Annotated in this window: 14 protein-coding genes; 4 read left to right on the forward strand and 10 right to left on the reverse strand. The window is 46.9% G+C overall.

The genetic code is table 11. The annotated features are described in order from the left end of the window. Positions 1–126 precede the first annotated feature (126 nt). The 3 genes from NSQ66_RS24470 to NSQ66_RS24480 all read right to left on the reverse strand — a co-directional run bounded on the left by NSQ66_RS24470 (position 127) and on the right by NSQ66_RS24480 (position 2,840). Positions 127–783 carry an XTP/dITP diphosphatase gene (locus NSQ66_RS24470; RefSeq protein WP_036686953.1) on the reverse strand — a complete coding sequence of 219 codons (657 nt, stop codon included), beginning with the start codon at positions 781–783 and terminating at the stop codon, positions 127–129. Between the two features lies 1 nt (position 784). Continuing rightward, a complete protein-coding gene (gene rph / locus NSQ66_RS24475; protein ID WP_036686952.1) occupies positions 785–1,543 on the reverse strand; it encodes a ribonuclease PH in 759 nt (252 codons plus the stop codon). A 163-nt stretch (positions 1,544–1,706) separates the two neighbouring features. After that, positions 1,707–2,840 (reverse strand): GerMN domain-containing protein, encoded by a 1,134-nt coding sequence (locus NSQ66_RS24480; protein ID WP_170914313.1) that lies wholly within the window; start codon positions 2,838–2,840, stop codon positions 1,707–1,709. 269 nt (positions 2,841–3,109) lie between these two features. Between NSQ66_RS24480 and NSQ66_RS24485 the strand changes: the two genes are divergently transcribed. Then, complete coding sequence (locus tag NSQ66_RS24485; RefSeq protein WP_036686950.1) at positions 3,110–3,718, forward strand: phosphatidylglycerophosphatase A; 609 nt, start codon at positions 3,110–3,112, stop codon at positions 3,716–3,718. A gap of 1,212 nt (positions 3,719–4,930) precedes the next feature. Here the strand turns inward: NSQ66_RS24485 and NSQ66_RS24490 are convergent. From NSQ66_RS24490 to NSQ66_RS24510, 5 genes are all read right to left on the reverse strand, one after another. After that, positions 4,931–5,941, reverse strand: a complete 1,011-nt coding sequence (locus tag NSQ66_RS24490) for an MBL fold metallo-hydrolase (protein WP_076141566.1) — start codon at positions 5,939–5,941, stop codon at positions 4,931–4,933. 38 nt (positions 5,942–5,979) lie between these two features. Beyond that, positions 5,980–6,714 carry a class I SAM-dependent methyltransferase gene (locus NSQ66_RS24495; RefSeq protein ID WP_038573082.1) on the reverse strand — a complete coding sequence of 245 codons (735 nt, stop codon included), beginning with the start codon at positions 6,712–6,714 and terminating at the stop codon, positions 5,980–5,982. 151 nt (positions 6,715–6,865) lie between these two features. Further along, entirely contained in the window at positions 6,866–8,557 is a 1,692-nt protein-coding gene (locus tag NSQ66_RS24500; RefSeq protein WP_038573083.1) for an alpha-glucosidase, read from the reverse strand. 71 nt (positions 8,558–8,628) lie between these two features. Next, on the reverse strand, positions 8,629–10,284 hold the full coding sequence (locus tag NSQ66_RS24505; RefSeq protein ID WP_038573084.1) for a response regulator: 1,656 nt from the start codon (positions 10,282–10,284) through the stop codon (positions 8,629–8,631). Next, positions 10,285–12,105 carry a sensor histidine kinase gene (locus NSQ66_RS24510; RefSeq protein ID WP_038573085.1) on the reverse strand — a complete coding sequence of 607 codons (1,821 nt, stop codon included), beginning with the start codon at positions 12,103–12,105 and terminating at the stop codon, positions 10,285–10,287. A gap of 238 nt (positions 12,106–12,343) precedes the next feature. Here NSQ66_RS24510 and NSQ66_RS24515 point away from each other — a divergent pair, with 238 nt between their 5' ends. From NSQ66_RS24515 to NSQ66_RS24525, 3 genes are all read left to right on the forward strand, one after another. Next, positions 12,344–13,720, forward strand: coding sequence for an extracellular solute-binding protein (locus NSQ66_RS24515; protein WP_036679562.1), 1,377 nt, complete (start codon positions 12,344–12,346; stop codon positions 13,718–13,720). Between the two features lie 206 nt (positions 13,721–13,926). Next, complete coding sequence (locus NSQ66_RS24520; protein ID WP_036679565.1) at positions 13,927–14,811, forward strand: sugar ABC transporter permease; 885 nt, start codon at positions 13,927–13,929, stop codon at positions 14,809–14,811. A gap of 27 nt (positions 14,812–14,838) precedes the next feature. Further along, positions 14,839–15,729 (forward strand): carbohydrate ABC transporter permease, encoded by an 891-nt coding sequence (locus tag NSQ66_RS24525; RefSeq protein ID WP_038573086.1) that lies wholly within the window; start codon positions 14,839–14,841, stop codon positions 15,727–15,729. Between the two features lie 92 nt (positions 15,730–15,821). Here NSQ66_RS24525 and NSQ66_RS24530 read toward each other — a convergent pair whose 3' ends face one another. Together NSQ66_RS24530 and NSQ66_RS24535 are read right to left on the reverse strand one after the other, a co-directional pair. Continuing rightward, entirely contained in the window at positions 15,822–16,952 is a 1,131-nt protein-coding gene (locus NSQ66_RS24530) for a homocysteine methyltransferase (RefSeq protein ID WP_038573087.1), read from the reverse strand. Further along, positions 16,949–17,701, reverse strand: a complete 753-nt coding sequence (locus NSQ66_RS24535; RefSeq protein WP_038573088.1) for a HesA/MoeB/ThiF family protein — start codon at positions 17,699–17,701, stop codon at positions 16,949–16,951. The genes NSQ66_RS24530 and NSQ66_RS24535 overlap by 4 nt, the downstream gene beginning before the upstream one ends. Between the last annotated feature and the right edge of the window lies 1 nt (position 17,702).

Here is a 17,702-nt window from a genome sequence, read left to right on the forward strand (position 1 = left end):
TTCATACGGGTAAATGTGTTAGAATCGAACGAAGTTTGAGGCTTAGTTCAAAGGGAAGGTATAAAAAACGGGGGTGCCCAGCAGCCATTTCGCGGCTTTTGGACACCCCCACTTTTATAAAAAACTCTATTCCGGCGATAGGCCGCCTTCAGCCGCCAGTTTCTTCTCCAGCTTCGCCGTCAGCAGTCGCAGTGCAGTTCCTCGATGGCTGATCTGCTGCTTCTCTTCCAGCGTAAGCTCGGCCATAGTTTTTTCATGTTCCGACAGGTAGAATAGCGGGTCGTAACCGAAACCACCGGCACCTGATGGTTCTGAAGTAATCCAACCTTCGACCGCACCTTCTGCGGTTAGCTCCTGCTTGGAAACTGGATCGTACAGCGATAAAGTACAGACGAACCTAGCCGTGCTCAGCAAAGGCTGATCTGTGTCTTCCCCCTGTTTCAATCTCTCTAGCTCGCTAAGCAGCTTTAGGTTATTTTCCCCATCCGTAGCATCTTCACCTGCAAAACGTGCAGAGTACACACCAGGTCTGCCATCCAAAGCATCTACACAAAGACCCGAATCATCAGCGAGTACCGGAATTCCAAGTGCGTCACCTACGGCTTTGGATTTTTTAAATGCGTTTTCTGCAAAAGTAGCTCCGTCTTCTACCACATCGGGCAGATGCGGATAGTCATACATACTCTTAACTGTCAGGCCCAGCGGGGAAAAAGCGTGCTCGAATTCGCGCACCTTCCCCTTATTCTTCGTAGCGACAATGAGAATATTGCCCGTGGAATTCATGTTACACCTCTTGGCCCGGCTGGCCGGAAGGGATTTTCAGAGCAATCGCTCCGAGCGCTTCTTTTTGTGCGGCAATCAGTTCATAAATCCCTTTCTCACCTAGACCCAACAAAAGATCCAGCTCTTGACGCGAGAATGGTCTTTCTTCGCCAGTTCCTTGTACCTCAACAAAAGCACCGCCGCCGGTCATGACTACATTCATATCCACTTTGGCTTTGGAATCCTCTTCATAATTCAGATCGAGCAGTGTTTTATCCCCTACAACACCTACACTAATTGCTCCCAAAAAGTCTGTTATAGGAAAAACAGCCAGCTTGTGCTGTAGTGCAATTTTATTAATAGCAAACGCCATGGCAACAAAAGCGCCTGTTATCGAAGCCGTCCGAGTTCCCCCATCCGCCTGAATCACATCACAATCCAGCGTAATGCTGCGTTCACCTAACGCTTGTAAATTCACCACGGAGCGAAGCGCACGGCCGATCAGCCGTTGGATTTCCATTGTACGTCCGGTAAGTTTACCGCGTGCAGCTTCACGTTGATTACGGGACTGAGTGGCCCGAGGAAGCATCGAATATTCAGCAGTTACCCAGCCTTTTCCTTGTCCTTTAAGAAACGGAGGCACTTTTTCCTCTACAGTAGCCGTACAAATAACTTTGGTGTCTCCCATCTCAATGATCACGGAGCCCTCAGCATATTTATTCGTTTGGGTCGTTATTGTCAGCGGCCGTAATTGGTCGTCAGTTCGCCCGTTTGATCTCATCTTTTCTGCCTCCTACATCGTATAGCTAATAGTTTAGTGTGAGTCCCGTTTCCCTGTTGTTCATTGCGGCAGTTCACCGTTCGGGACGTTGCGTCTTTTTGAGCAACTTTTATTCTACCAAAGAGGAGGCACAAAAGCATCTTTTAAACCTTAGAAGGTCATTCTATAACGGGAGCTCGTTCAAAAATTCAGGTGCAGAAACAGGTTTGCTATAATCCACATTGTCAGTGTCAGTAATCGATTGTTTGCCGTTCAAACGAATTTGAACCAGAGCATCTTCCGTATTTTGCGCAACAGTCAGAACAACCGATTCCAGCAATTCGGCAGGAACTTCCTTCCCATCTGCGAACATATCGTCAGTCAAGGATACAGTAACAACACCGTTTTGTCCGGCTTCAACCGAATCAAGTGATGTGCCCTGTGTCATAACCATTTCCAGACCGTCTCCGGATTCAGGTCCCGCAATCAGTTCATTGATAGCAGCAGTCAGCTGTTCTTGCCCTGCGGGTACAAAGCGCGTAACCGGAACATAATATTGGATACCGTCAGGAGATGTTGTGGAAAAATAAACAGTAACCGCACTAGAGTTCATCAAAGATGGACCTTGTTTAGGCAGGTTAATGCCCATTGTGCGGGACAGCGGGCGATCCAGCGGAGTACCTTGAAGCGGCATTTCCGTAAGCTTTTTACCATCTACCCAGAACTGTACACCTTTAATGTCATCTTGACCGGTCAGCGTCCAAGTGATCGCTTCAAGGATTTTGCGTTCATCCGCAGCATCGTAGTTGTTAAATTCCGAATTGAACTCAACAACTGCCAGATTCGACTTGTCTACCGTAATGCTTTGCACCTCAGTTCCAGCTGGTAGAATGCCTTGGAAGCCTTCTGGCAATGAGGACGCATATTCTCCCTTATTCACTAATGCCATTAAAGAGTTCTTGAGCGTGCTGGAATCTTTGCTTTTTGGCAGATTTAGCGACACTGGAGCGAGTAAGCCGTTTCCATCTTCCAAATATACGGTCGTCCGGTCACCGGAAGCCGTTGTTTTATCCGTTGCTTTAGCGGTTTTGGTGCTGTCCTTAACAGCTGTTTGTGCATCATCCTGAGCCACTGGACCAAATACACCTGAATCCAAAGTGTTATTTCCCTCTGTCTGTAGCATCTGCGCTTCAACCTCAGGTGGCGGAGCATCAATCGATGCTGATTCCGAACCGAACAAGCCACAACCGGACAGTGCCAGTGGAACTGCGAGTAGGCAGACCGCGGAAATCCCGCGGATTTGTTGCATTGTTTTCATCATTTATTACCCCTTTCAAGGTTAGATAGCATTTGTACTGCTATGTATACGAGACCTTTGTCCAAAAAATAACAACTGCTTATCCTAAATTGTTGGAAAAGCCTGTGTACTTTATTTTCAGGTTGGGTTGGATCTAGATTTTAATTCACATAGACTCCGCTTTCTGGACAAATACTTCTTCTAAACGTACAATCTGAGATAACACCAGCGCTTAACATCATGCTAACGAACGTTGTAATGCAAAGACTTAACTTACGAGGTGACTAATCATGGCTGATGAACCAATCGCAAAAATACCTTACAGTCTGAACAGCAAGGCAGTCGCAGATGCGACCAAAGTGTGGTTGAATAAGCGTGGAGTGAATCTGCAGGAAATCGCAGAGCTCGTTATGTTTCTGCAAAAAAAATATTATCCAAACTTAACAATGGAAGAGTGTGTCCATAACGTTGAGATGGTACTCAGCAAACGGGAAGTGCAAAATGCAGTACTTACGGGCATTCAATTGGACATGCTCGCGGAGGAGGGGAAGTTGTTTCCGCCGCTTCAGGATATGATCGAAAATGATGAGGGATTATACGGAGTGGATGAGATTCTGGCTTTCTCCATCGTAAATGTATACGGCAGCATTGGCTTCACCAACTATGGTTATGTGGACAAGCTTAAGCCAGGCGTTCTTGAACGGTTGAACGACAAAAACACCGGGCAGATCCACACCTTCCTCGACGATATCGTCGGAGCTGTAGCCGCTGCAGCTAGTAGCCGAATCGCACACCGTAAGCAAGCGGAGCGTGAGATAGACCTCGAACTTCCGCATTCACCTGAGGATCGCGAAGAAGCTGCAAGGAAACTTGCAGAACATGAAAAACAACCGGAGTAACCGGTGTTTTGGGTACACTCTGAGAATTAAAAAGCGATTGTTTCGTAGCCCTTGCGGGTTATGAGACAATCGCTTTTTTTGAGGTTGGGTTGGGTTGGGTTGGGTTGGGTTGGGTTGTTGGGTTGGGTTGGGTTGGCTTGGCTTGGCTTGGCTTGGGACCGTTTTAGGGAAAAACTCCCTAAAAAATACCGAAAATCGTTCAAAACCTAAGTTATTAGGGAATTCTTCCCTAATAACTCTACGAAAACCTTAATTTATAGCTACATCGTAGAATATTAGGGAGAAATTCCCTAATATCCGCTCTACACCTCAACAATCCTCAAAAAACAGGGAGGAATTCCCCAATTATTCAATACCAACACTTAGTTACTCGGCAAGATGTGTTTCTACCCACGAATAGTGGCATCTGAGTCCGAATGACCTGTGTAACGCGTAAGCAAAGTAATCAAATGTTAGTGGGGTATGCGATCGGACTCAGGTGACCCTATTTCCATAAAACACCCTTGATTTAGTCACTTTCGGACTCCAGAGTCGCTATTCACTCAAAAATGACCAATAATAACCCTATGCACTATCAATAACGCCTCTCCGGTCCGATACTAACCTCAAAAGTCCCAAAATCCACGAATAGCTGCATCTATGTCCGAATGATCTGTGTGACGCATAAGTAAAGTAATCAAATGTTAGTCCGAATGTTCAGCCTGACGCATGAGTTAAGTAATCAAATGTTAGTTTGGTAATGCGATCGGACTCAGGTGACCCTATTTCCATAAAACTCCCTTGATTTAGTCACTTTCGGACTCCAGAGTCGCTATTCACTCAAAAATGACCAATAACTCCCCTCTGCACTATCAATAACGCCTCTCCGGTCCGATACTAACCTCAAAAGTCCCAAAACCCACGAATATCGGCATCTGAGTCCGAATGATCTGTGTGACGCATAAGTAAAGTAATCAAATGTTAGTCCAAATGATCAGCCTAACGCATGAGTATGTAATCAAAGGTTAGTTTGGTATGCGATCGGACTGAGGAGCTCAATATTCATATAAATAGCACCGAATTATACTCTCTCCTTAGTCACTAAAACCAAAACCAAAAAAAGAGCAGTCCCAATAACACAGGACTGCTCTGTACCTCTACTCGATCATAACCTTCACATCTCAATTCATTCCATCAATCATCATTCATCACTCTTCGATCCCGCTAGAAACTCTAACTAACATGGCCTCCAGCACTTTCAGATGCTGCAAACAAGATAGCACCATCCGCCTCTATCATCACTGCCCGCTCCCGGCGCATCAGCTCCGCTAAATGCGCCAGTGTCTCACTCATCGCAAAGCGCATCTGGTGAACGGTGGTTACCCGGCTGCGAAACAGAATTTCGCAGACTGCGAAGCCGCTCAGCGGGCCGTTTGCGAGCAAGGCTGCAGCGGTATCCAGCCGCTCCTCATGATGAGCGAGCAGGCTGCTGACCCGGTGCGTGAAGCCCGTGAACGGTTCCCGATGGCCCGGGAACGCCATGCTGACCGGATAGCTGCCCAGCTCCCGCAGCCCCTGAAGAAACGTCTGCAGCGGCTGTGGATCGCTGCCTGGAAGCAGGCTGACATTGGGCGAAATCTGCGGCAGCACAGCATCGCCGCAGATCATTTGCCCGCTGTCCGCATGATACAAGCTCACATGTCCCGGTGCATGTCCGCCAGTTACAATCAATTGCCATTCACGGCCCCCCATCCCGAAAGGCTCTACCTCATTCAGATAAGTTACAACCGGCTGCGGCTCCACTTGAGCGTCAAAGCTCTCCAAATGCGCTTTTATTCCACTCGACCATTCTTCCGACATTCCGTGTCCAATGAAATATAACGGCAAAACTTCATTGATATCCGTGTCACTGCCCCACATCAACATCGCTTCGGCATGAGCACGTTCAGTCATCCATACCTTACATCCGGTCTGTAACTGCAACCATCCCGCCAATCCATAATGATCGGGATGATGATGTGTTACGACGATATCCCGCACGTCCTTCCACGACAATCCCAGCTCCTGCAGGATCGCCTGCCAGCATTTTTCTGTCTCCGGGCTACGCGGACCGGGATCAATAATAGTAATTCTGCCATCCTCATCGGGCAGAATATAGCTGTTCACTTGACGAAGCGGCGAGTCCATGGGCACCGAGACCTGAAGAATGTTCTCGTCCCATGAAGTGATATCCGCCTTAGACATGGTGCGATCACCGCCTTTGAATCTTTTTCCTGATACCATTACGATCGAATTCCACTAAAAATCATCCGCGTGGAGCTTTCTGCATTATAAACCTCATCTTCATAGCTGCCATGCACAGCTTCGAGCTGTAAACCCGCTTCCTCGATCATCCCGCTGAATTTCTCCAAGGTATACAGCTTCACACGTTCATGATATTGGCGAGGTGTAGAATCATTTTTAGAGGTTAAAATGATGTCCTTCTTCACGTACCCATCCTCGATCCGCCGCGACTCATCAATCAGATTTTTTCCATCCTCGCGGGTAGAATGCGGCACCAGATGACGAATTACATACGCAGGATTCAGATAATCAATAACAAACTTGCCACCCGGCTTCAACATCCGATAGATTTCACGCAAAACCTTTACCTGCTCCTCATCCTCTTCAAAATAACCAAAGGAAGTGAATAGATTAACCACAGCATCGAAACCTCCAGTTAATGGTAGGTCACGCATGTCAGAACGCAGCCAAGTTACCTGCTCCGCTCCTGTTTGAGATCTTGCCTCACGCAGCAATACCTCTGATAAGTCCACTCCAGTTACCTCGTACCCTGCTTCCGCAAGCGCCAGTGAATGACGTCCCATCCCACAACATAAATCCAGCACTTTGGAGCCTGGCGGTAGTCCCAGCCACGAGATCATTCGTTCAACTTCTTTACGAGCTCCACCAAAGTCTCGATGTTTGTATACGACCAGATAATCCTCTCCGAAGCTCTTTTCATACCATTCAGTCATGTTGTCTCTCCTCCCACAGGCGTCTTCCTGTAACTCCACTCTATGTATGTTAATGTATCGCCATTGTACAGTCTTTTACTCACAAACTCAAAGAAGAGTTGTCACAGTGAGCGTTCAGCCCCTTCATGACAACTCATTCCTACAGCTTCCTTTACACAAGCTGCTGCAAATATACTCGTGCTTCATAAGGTCGAAGTTTAAGCGGTTGGATCTGCTCATCTTTTTCCACGGAATAATTAGAAATTAACAGCTCTATATTTTCTGGTTGGAACTCTGCTGGCCATTCGAATACAGGCTCTCCATCATAAAAATTCAGAATAACCAGCAGCCGCTTATCTTCCAATGTCCGGGTATACGCATATATCTCTGTATGCTCTGCAAGCAACAGCTCGTAGGCTCCATAAACGATGACTTTATGTTTTTTTCTCAGGGCAATCAGCTGTTTATAGTAGTTGTAGATGGAATCGGGATCTTTAATCGCGTTGCCAGCGTTGATCTCCATATAGTTGGAATTCACTTCGATCCAAGGAGTCCCCGTCGTAAAACCACCTGCGTGACCATCGTCCCACTGCATCGGGGTGCGGGCATTATCCCGGCTTTTATGATGAATGGCAGACATAATCTGCTCTTCTGGAACGCCGTTTTTTCGCTTTTCCTCATAATAATTAAGCGTCTCTACATCCCGGTAATCATCAATGGATTCGAAACAGACATTCGTCATTCCAATTTCTTCGCCTTGATAAATATAAGGTGTGCCTTCCAGCATGTGAATGAAGGTCGCCAGCATTTTAGCCGAAGGAATCCGGTAAAAAAGGTCGTTCCCAAACCGGGACACTGCGCGCGGCTGGTCATGGTTGCAGAGATAATTCGCATTCCAGCCTTTGTCATGCAGAACCGTCTGCCAATTACTCATAATCTTTTTCAGCTCCAGTAGACTCCATGGGACGACATCCCATTTTCCACTACCTGCCGAAGCGGCATCCAGAAACATATGCTCAAACTGAAAAGTCATATTCAGCTCCCGGCGACCATCACCTACGTAATCTAGCGCCTGCTCCGGTCCAAGTCCTGAGGTCTCTCCTACCGTCATAATATCGTAGAAATAAAGCACTTTATCATATAAATTCTGTAGCAGGGTATGCACATCTGCCAGATTGGAGAACATTCCATAAGCCCGCACGGTAGGTGTTCCACCTGGATTATCCGCATCCGGGTAACCTTTCGTCTTCACGATATGTGCAATGGCATCAAAGCGAAATCCGTCCACACCCTTCTTCAGCCACCATTCCACCATCTCATGCAGCTTATCAATGACCACGGGATTCTCCCAGTTCAGATCAGGCTGATATTTGGAATAGAGGTGAAGGTAATATTCATCGGTCCGCGGATCAAGCTCCCACACCGAGCCACTGAAATAAGACTCCCAGTTATTCGGGGGACCTCCATTTTTTCCTTTTCGCCAAATATAGTAGTCCCGTTTCGGATTCTCCTTCGACGATCTGGATTCAACAAACCATGGGTGCTCATGTGACGTATGGTTCAGAACCAAATCCATCATCAGCTTCATCCCACGTGAGTGCATCTCCCTCAGCAAATGGTCAAAATCATCCATCGTGCCAAATTCCTTCATAATGTCACAGTAATCACTGATATCATAACCGTTATCATGGTTTGGCGATTTATAAATAGGGCAGACCCAAATCACGTCTACACCTAAATCCTGCAAATAATCCAGTCTGGATATGATTCCTTGCAAGTCTCCAATCCCATCTCCGTTACTATCCATGAAGCTAATCGGATAAATTTGGTACACGACACTTTCTTTCCACCATTTCGGGTTCATTTCTCGGTTACCTCCTATTTAGCTATATGTAGAGTTTAACCACACAAAGCCTAGTAGATAACAATTTGCTCCTACTTCCCTAGTCCCTTTTGATATTGTGAGGGCGTAAGTCCGGTCCATTTCTTAAAAGTAGCACTGAAGTGGCGTTCTTCCCCGTAGCCTACTAACTTTGCAACAGCGTACATTTTTAAGTTTTGGCGGAGCAGCTTTTTTGCCTCTTCTACCCGGTATTGATGCAAATAATCGAGAAAATTCACACCCAGCTCCTGGCGGAACAGTGAACTTAAATAAGTATTAGATACATAAGCTTCCTTCGCAACATATTCCAGAGACAGATTGGTATTATATTTGTTACGGATGATCTCGAGCGCTGTAACTACTGTTCGATGCAGAGGGCGATGTTTAGAAAAAGCCTCCACCACATTCTGCATGATCTTATTCAGGATCGTAGACAATTCTTCCAGCGTCTCGATCTGTGGTGCCTGCTCCATCCAATTGACCAAATGCTGCTTCCATTCGAATCCAGCTACTTGTTTTTCCTGCGCAAGCCTCTTAAGGCGAACGACAAAAGCTGTTGCCCGAATATTCACCTCCTGCTTGAGGCATCCGGGGTTTCCGCGAAAACGTTCCAGCCATTGCTCCAGCAGATCGAGGGCAAGCTCATTACTTCCTGCACCGACTGCCACAAGCATCTCATCCTCCAGCACATTTAATTCAGGATCATCTAAAATCCCGATCTCCTGTGCGCCACCCCCAATAACTCCCGAGCCTTCTGTATAAAAATAAACGCCGCCTTTCCCGTTCAGAAAGCGGGATTCCATGGCCTGAAGCGCTTCTTTATAAGACAGGTGAGCTTCCGAAATATCCGCACGACAGGAGCCTACAGCAATACTGATTGACAGCTTGAGGTATTTCTCCAGATTGCTTTGCAGCATCCCGATTTGCTCTTTTAAATAGATGGGGGTTCGGTAAGACTTGCGGGAATCCGTTCCAGCTAAACCACTGCCGATCCAGAGCAGGAGATTGCCATCATGAAAGGTCTCGATTTTTCCTTTATAGATAGGAGACAAGGTCTCACTAATAATATTTAGGGCCGCGTAACGTAAAAGTACAAAATCCTGTCCAGACCCACCGGCAGAGGGAGGATCAAAATCAAAGCTGACCAGCCCAATCTGCGGACCTTCGTGGCTAATAGCCATAGCTAACTCACCGATCAGCTCCTGCCGCCGCTCCAGCGGAACCGGAGGATGATGAATCCATTGGGACAGCACTTGGCTTTTGACAAGCGGTGCATTTTTATGCCAGGAACGATCTCTTTTTAGCTGCTCATTCTCCTGACAACGCTGCCTTTCAATTAGCTCCTTAGCCTTTAGTACCGTCTTCAGAATTTCTTCCGGCCGGCACGGCTTCAGCACATAATCGACAACCCCCAGCGCAATCGCTTGTTTCGCATAAGAGAACTCATTGTATCCAGATAAAATAATCGAGCGAAAGTCGTAACCGCGACGCCGTCCAGCTTCGATTAGCTCCAGACCATTCATCTGCGGCATGCGGATATCCGTTAACAATAAATCCGGCTGTTCAGACTCCATCAGAGCCAGCGCTTCACTTCCGTTCCCCGCCTCGCCCATTACCTCAATCTGATGCGAATTCCAGTCAATCATATTGACGATACCCTCACGGATGGTGTCTTCGTCTTCAGCAATCAGCAGCTTCAGCTTCATCATTTAGGGACCCTCCACAGTGATATGAATGATAATACGTGTGCCTGCTCCTTCTACACTCTCTACTTGCAATGAGGCTCCGGCAAAAAACAAAGCTAAACGTTCCTGTACATTCGAGAGTGCAAACCCCGAACGTCCAGCATTCTCCTCTTCCTCCGAAATAGAGCTTCCTCTCGCTAAACGCTGATGTAGCTCCTGAAGTCTTTCCGGCGTGATTCCCACCCCGTTATCTTGAACTTCGAGCACAATAGTTCTATCTTTGCGGAAGGCGCGAATCGAGATGAGTCCACTTCCAGCCAGTGGCTCGATCCCATGAATCACTGCATTTTCCGCCAGTGGCTGGAGCAGCAGTTTCGGAACTGTGAAATCCTTGATACTCTCATCCAAGGCAATTTCGAACTCAAAACGTTCTCGAAACCGATTTTTTTGCAGGAACAAATAATTCGTCACAAGCTCTACTTCCTGTTCCAATGTAAACGTATCCCGCCCATCATTTAAGCTCAGCCGGAATACTTGAGAAAGCGAATAGACCATATCGGCTATTTCTTTGTCGCCCTTTTTCTCAGCTTCCCAACAAATCGTATTCAGCGTGTTATATAAAAAGTGCGGCCTGATCTGTGCCTGAAGCGTTTTCAATTCTGCTTCCTGCTGCTTCAGTTTGGAGGCATATACATCATTGATGAGCGATTTGATCCGCTGCACCATTAGATTATAACCATGGCCCAAAAGACCAATCTCATCATTTCCTTCAAAAAATACGCGCTGCGTGAAATCCCCTGTCTGGAATCTGCGCATGGAGCGGGAAAGCTTTTTCAGCGGTTTCGTTATTGAGGCGGCGGCGAGCCAGGTAACCATTAAGCTAACTGCTAAGCACAGAAAAGCGATCGTCACCGTGACCTGTGAAATCTGTCCCAGCTCTTTGACAAGCTGCCGTTTGGAATGCACCACCACTACATACCAACCCGTCGTTTCTGACTGCAGATGCGAGACAATCCACTGTTTGTGATCCGCTGTAGACTCCAGTCTCTCCTTTAGGCTCAACTTAGGATCGCTGTCCGCAAAATACGGAAGATCAAGATCTCTTTTGCCGATCCAGCTCTTGTTAGAAGCCGTAATGATGAGCCCGTCTCGATCTACCACAAACATATCTACATCATCTTCAGAGTTGTCTAGATATTGGCTTCCAATCTTACCAGCATCGACCCCGATCACCGCAAGCCCTGCCGGTTTTAAAGTATATACATTCTTGATAATTCTGGAAAGTACAATCTTATGATAATGATCACCAACAAATATGCCATCCGTGGGTCTGGACAATCCAAAGGTTGGACTACCTGCGGCTTCAACGGCTTCCTTGTAGTACGAGGTTTGGATAAAGTTAGAGAACTTCATGCCAGTTGTCAATCCGGCTTGGTTCGCAGCAAAAGGCTCCGCCCCGTTATTCTGGTCTTCCAAAGAGTATAGAATCAGTGATTGAATCGAGTTGCCAGCGACCATCAGGTTGGTGACCGTTTTAAATACGGAATTTCGTTCTTTTTGTGCTTCTGACGACACTAAGAGCCGCTGCACACTTTCATCCAGAAAGAGTGTATTGGAAAAAGAAATCATTCCCCTCACCATCTCATCAATCTGCTCTGCTGTTTTTCGGGTCAGGTGATCCTGTGACTGTTTCATTTTCTCCACCACCTGCTGCGAAGAGATCTGATAGGAGTTCCACCCCATAGCGAATATAGTCACGAGAAGCAGCGGCACAAACCATAATAACAGCTTAAACTGGAGCGGAAGATGGCGATAACGGCTTAATAAGCGGATGTTTCGATTCATGAGAACCACCTTCATGTATAATCAATAAATGTGTAAACCAAGTATAACTGAAATCATTAAACCCTGAACCAGCTTTTTACAATCACTGAAAAATGCCTACATAGTTCTTAAATATGGACCATGTTTCTATCGGTCATAAACTCTTAAGATGGGGATGCAAGAAGAAACGACATTGTCGTCCTCGTTTGATGACAGCCGTTCTAGTGGAAATATATCTCATAAAAAAGGTGGGTTTTTGATGAAAGGTAAAGGAATAAAGCTAGCACTTATGAGTCTAATGCTACCAGCTCTGCTCGCAGGCTGCGGTGGCGGAAATAACAATGCGAAAGCTACCAATGCACCTACAAATGACAAGGCCGAAGCTACTGCCGAAGCAACAGCAAGTGCAGGGGAAAACACACCCGCCGAAAAAATCACACTGAAGTTCTTCACCGCGCTCGCGGATCGGGCAAATGGTTCAGGTAAGGTAGAGCAAGACATTATCGATGCTTACATGAAAGAGAACCCTAACGTCAAGATTGAAGTGGAAGCGCTTCAAGATGAGCCTTACAAATCAAAAATCAAAGTGTATGCCTCCAGCAATCAGCTGCCTGATATCATTCAAGCCTGGGGTCAGCCCTCCTTCCTGAGTCCGCTGCTGGATAACGATCTGCTGCTTGAACTGAACAGCGCTGACTTCGAAGGTAATCAGTTTGTGTCCGGATCCATGGACGGCTTCAGTAAAGATGGTAAACTTTACGGCTTGCCGCGTGGTGCCGACTACATGGTCATGTACTATAACAAAAAAATATTCGCTGACAACGGCATCGAGGTTCCAAAAACCACAGATGATTTGCTTGCCGCCGTCAAAACACTTCGTGCCAAGAAAATTAACCCGATCGCTATGAATGGTATGGACGCTTGGACACTGCCTATCTGGTATGAATTTGTAGCCCAACGTCAGACTGGCGATTTCAATACAATGGATGAAGCTGTTGCGCGTAAAATATCCTTTACAGATCCTAGTCTCGTTGCAGCCGCAACTGAAATGCAGCAATTTGCCGATGCTAAAGGTTTTGCCGATGGCTGGCTGACTGCCGATTACGGTGCTGCACGCAACTTGTTCGGACAAGGGCAAGCTGCCATGTTCTTTATGGGCGCTTGGGAGTCGGGTCTGGCAACAGACGAGAACTTCTCTGAAGAATTCCGCAATAACGTAGGTGCTTTCGCTTTCCCAGCTTCAGATAAAGGTAAAGCAACCGATGATGCTGCTTGGTATGGTGGTGGATATGCAGTCAGCAAAAACTCCAAACATGCTGAAGCCGCTGTTGATTTCTTGAAATATTTCTTCGCTCCAGAGCATTGGTCTAAAATGCTATGGCAAGCTGGCGCGGGTACACCTGCGCAGCAATTCGATCAATTCCTAACGGGTAACGAAACCCAGCTGCAAAAAGAATTGATTGAAGTGTTCAGCTCGATGACATCCTCCAGCGGTACTCCACTGCAGGATGTGGGTGACGATGAGTTCAAGCAAAAGGTAATGGAGGCGCATCAAAGCCTGCTTTCTGATGCAATTACCCCTGAAGAATTCGCCAAAGCACTGGATGCTGCATCCGATAAATTCGCTGGTAAATAAACCAGAGACTACAAAAAACATGAACCTTAGCGCTCCTGAAGTAACCTTATAGATGGCAGTGCGCAAACCCCGGCTTCCCCCAGAGGCCGGGGTTTTGTTTTCGAAAAAATGTATACACCGATCTGAAATTTACGGCATGTTCCGGTGCCTGGCTTCCCGTTACGATGGTAATAGATAGATTACTCTTTAAAAGGACGGAGATTTCCATGCACAGAGTGTTAAGCGACAAAAAAGCGATATTCTTACTCATCGCACCTGGACTGTTCCTATTTGCTTTTATGATCTGCATCCCTATCTTCATGAGCGCTTATTACGGTTCTACGGATTGGGGCGGAATCGGCAAATACAATTTCATCGGCTTTGATAACTACCGTGAAATTCTATTTCATGACAAAGTGTTCTGGAGATCGCTAGTCAATGCCCTGCTCCTGACCGCCGCCACTGTATTTTTACAACATCCCTTTGCCATTCTCATGGGGATATTCCTAACCAATTCCGGCAAATACGAAAAAATATTCCGGACGATCTTTTTTATCCCCGCTGTAATTTCCGTCGTCGTTACAGCCAAGCTGTGGACCGGAATTTTCCATCCAAACTACGGACTGCTCAACAAGCTGCTAAGCGGAGTTGGATTGGATGCACTTACGCATGATTGGCTCGGTGATCCAAAGACGGCCATCTGGTGCATCATCATTGTTGTTATGTGGCAAGGCTTTGGGTATGCACTGCTGCTGTATTATTCAGGTCTGCAAGGCATTCCGGAAGATTTAAGCGAAGCCGCAAGAATCGACGGCGCCAACAACTTCACCCTCTACACGCGTATCATCATTCCGCTGCTTTCGCCGATGATGCGGGTTGCCATCATCATTGCCGTCACCACCTGCCTTAAGCAAATGGAAACCGTATTCTTAATGACCAACGGTGGCCCTGCAAATAGCACACAATTCCTAGGGAACTATCTGTACAAAACCGCCTTCTCATCATCGTTATACGGCTATGGTAATGCCATTTCGATTCTGTTTATTGTGTTCTGCCTGATCCTAACCGTTATCCTCAACAAGATTTTAAAGAAAGATATCGGAGAATTTTAAAGAAACCCTGTAACCGGAGGAAATCCTATGAATAATTCCTTATCGCCTGCCGCTTCACCCCCTAAGCTAAACCTTCACAAACAAGAACGCAGAAAGCCTACAACGGGCAAAATCCTAATGATGGTGTTCCTGTGTATCATGGCGTTGATTCAGTTATTTCCGCTTATTTGGTTGATCGATTATTCCCTGCTCAAGAGCGGTGAGTTCTTTGGAAGCTCATTTCTGAAATGGCCCTCTCCACCCCAGTGGGAGAACTATCGAAACGCTTTTACCTACGGGCGTGTGCCACGTTATTTTGCCAACAGTCTTATCATTACAGTGATTACTGTTATGCTCTCTGCGCTGGTGTCCCTGATGATGGGATATGCGTTTACCCGGATGAAATGGAAGCTAAGTGGCATCGTCCTCTCTCTAATCATGTTAGGCATGATCATTCCCATTCACGCCACATTGCTGCCAAACTTCATTCTGTTTAACAAGCTTGGGATGCTGAACAATATGTACACATTGATTTTGCCTTACTCAGCCATTGTCATCCCCATGAGTGTCCTGATTATGACCGGGTTCCTGGAGACCATCCCACGGGCTATTGAAGAGTCCGCCGTTATTGATGGCAGTGGCATTTACGGGTTAATCTTCCGTATCATCCTGCCCATCACCAAACCGGCGCTGGCAACCATCTGTGTACTCAATTTCATCAGCACTTGGAATGAATTCATTATGGCGAACACCTTCCTCACCTCGGAAGATCTTAAGACGATTCCCTTCTCCATTATGAAATTCACTGGTGAGTATTCATCCAACTATGGTGCACAGTTCGCGGTTATGACGATCATCGCCATCCCAACCATCCTGATCTACCTGCTCTTCACAGAACAGATGACCAAGGGAATTACCGCCGGGGCGGTTAAGGGCTAACACAATAAACTTAATCATAACAACATAAAAAGGCTGACAAGACAGGTTTCGTACCCGTCTTGTCAGCCTTTATTCATTCTTACTGATATCTCTTACGGTCGTTGCCAATCCTCCCTCAGCCATTCAACCAAGAGGAGCTCTGGCACATTCACTTTATTAACTTCGGCATAGTCTCTCACCCGTTCAAGCAAACGTCCCGCGGTTCCCGCACTAACCTCTAAACCATGTGCGTTCAGAACATGCATGATTCCACCACTTCCGGAATGTTTACCTAACACAAAATGATGTGCTCTCCCCACCTCAGTGGGATCAAAGGTCTGGTAGGTGGCTGTTTCTTTCAACAAACCGTCAACATGTATCCCAGATTCATGTGTGAAGGCGAGTGATCCGACGATTGGTTTGGCATCGCCGACACTTCGGCCCGAGGCTGCGATCACCCTATCCGCCACCCCCTTCAGACACTCTGGACGCACGCTGCTCTCCCCGCCATAAAGATAACGCCAAGCCATCACTACTTCTTCCAATGCTGCATTCCCGGTGCGTTCACCAATCCCTGCCACCGTAGTGCTTGCCCAGACCGCACCCGCGGCAATACCGCTAAGTGTGTTTGCAGCCGCAAGACCAAAATCATTGTGGCAGTGTACCTCAAGCTCTACATCTGCAGGAACAGCACTAAGTAATGTGCTTACCCGCTCTGCCATTTGACCCGGATGATGAGCAGATACCGTATCTGCATAACGGAACCAACGAATGCCTTCTTTATATAATGTATTTACCAGTTCAACCAAGTACTCCATACTTGCCCTTGAAGAGTCCTCCATCCCCACCGACACAGTCATTCCTAGCCGTTGACCATATTCCGTCGCATGCAGTAATCTTGTCAGACCTTTGGCAGGTGTTAAACCTAGCTTACCTTGTAATTGAATTTCCGAGACAGGGATCGATACATGACTCCAGTTCACACCCGTCGCCCAAGCTTTATCGATATCACTTTCCAAAGCCCGATTCCAAGTCATCATCTTCATAGGTAGACCTAAATCAGCGATAGCCGCAATATCTTCTTGCTCTTGCTTGCCCATGGCAGGAATTCCTACCTCTGCTTGCTCCACTCCGCATTCCGACAGCAACCTTGCGATTTCCAGCTTTTCTTCCCTCGTGAATGAAACTCCAGCCGCCTGTTCACCATCCCTAAGTGTCGTGTCACATAGCCTGAGACTTTTCACGGTTTACCTTCCTCTCCGCAGCAAGTGCAATTCGGATTACGGGTAATATGGACGCTGTAACAGGCGAAGTCGAGTGAATTGAAGCGATGCATTACGCCCGCATAAGTCGTCCCTACCCTTGTAACCCATTTTACGGCTTCCAACGCAGCCAGACAACCCGCAATTCCGGAGGTTGCTCCCAATACTGGAAAGCCAAACGGTTCCCATTCTGGATTCACATCCGGATAAAGACACTCTAAGCAAGGGGTTTCACCAGGTATAACCGTTGTTAGTGAAATCTCAAATCCATACATCGCCGCCTCTACCATTGGCGTGCCGGTTTCTACACATAGGCGGTTCAACGCATATCTTTCCGGAAAATCATACCGTGCATCAATCACTATATTAGCTTGCTCTACCCAAGGTTTTGCCATATTGTATTCAATCTTCGAATTATATCCTTCAATTTCAACATTTGGATTCAGACGTTTTAGCTGCTGAATTGCTGTGCTCATCCTTTCCATACCCAAATGATCACTGTCCATCAAAATCTGTCGATTTAAATCTGGAGGCACAATGTTTCCTTCATGCGCCAAGATCAGCTTGCCGATTCCGGCAGCAGCTAAATAAAGTGCGGCAGTGCCTCCAAGCCCACCAATTCCAGCAATCATCACTGTAGCTTCTTTTAGCGCTTTCTGCCCGCCTTCTCCAAGCAGCTTCAATTGGCGTGCGTATCGTTCCAGTTCGGTGCCGCCTACAAGCTGCTCCATT

It is taken from the genome of Paenibacillus sp. FSL H3-0329, from assembly GCF_037963285.1.
Classification (GTDB): Bacteria; Bacillota; Bacilli; order Paenibacillales; family Paenibacillaceae; genus Paenibacillus_AQ; species Paenibacillus_AQ odorifer.

Bases quoted from the DNA above. Each gene is read 5' to 3' on its own strand.
- NSQ66_RS24505 (WP_038573084.1), bottom strand. From the start codon at position 10,284: ATGATGAAGCTGAAGCTGCTGATTGCTGAAGACGAAGACACCATCCGT.
- NSQ66_RS24485 (WP_036686950.1), top strand. From the start codon at position 3,110: ATGGCTGATGAACCAATCGCAAAAATACCTTACAGTCTGAACAGCAAG.
- NSQ66_RS24480 (WP_170914313.1), bottom strand. From the start codon at position 2,840: ATGAAAACAATGCAACAAATCCGCGGGATTTCCGCGGTCTGCCTACTC.
- NSQ66_RS24525 (WP_038573086.1), top strand. From the start codon at position 14,839: ATGAATAATTCCTTATCGCCTGCCGCTTCACCCCCTAAGCTAAACCTT.
- NSQ66_RS24500 (WP_038573083.1), bottom strand. From the start codon at position 8,557: ATGAACCCGAAATGGTGGAAAGAAAGTGTCGTGTACCAAATTTATCCG.
- NSQ66_RS24510 (WP_038573085.1), bottom strand. From the start codon at position 12,105: ATGAATCGAAACATCCGCTTATTAAGCCGTTATCGCCATCTTCCGCTC.
- NSQ66_RS24515 (WP_036679562.1), top strand. From the start codon at position 12,344: ATGAAAGGTAAAGGAATAAAGCTAGCACTTATGAGTCTAATGCTACCA.
- NSQ66_RS24495 (WP_038573082.1), bottom strand. From the start codon at position 6,714: ATGACTGAATGGTATGAAAAGAGCTTCGGAGAGGATTATCTGGTCGTA.
- rph (WP_036686952.1), bottom strand. From the start codon at position 1,543: ATGAGATCAAACGGGCGAACTGACGACCAATTACGGCCGCTGACAATA.
- NSQ66_RS24490 (WP_076141566.1), bottom strand. From the start codon at position 5,941: ATGTCTAAGGCGGATATCACTTCATGGGACGAGAACATTCTTCAGGTC.
- NSQ66_RS24535 (WP_038573088.1), bottom strand. From the start codon at position 17,701: ATGGAGCAGCTTGTAGGCGGCACCGAACTGGAACGATACGCACGCCAA.
- NSQ66_RS24520 (WP_036679565.1), top strand. From the start codon at position 13,927: ATGCACAGAGTGTTAAGCGACAAAAAAGCGATATTCTTACTCATCGCA.
- NSQ66_RS24470 (WP_036686953.1), bottom strand. From the start codon at position 783: ATGAATTCCACGGGCAATATTCTCATTGTCGCTACGAAGAATAAGGGG.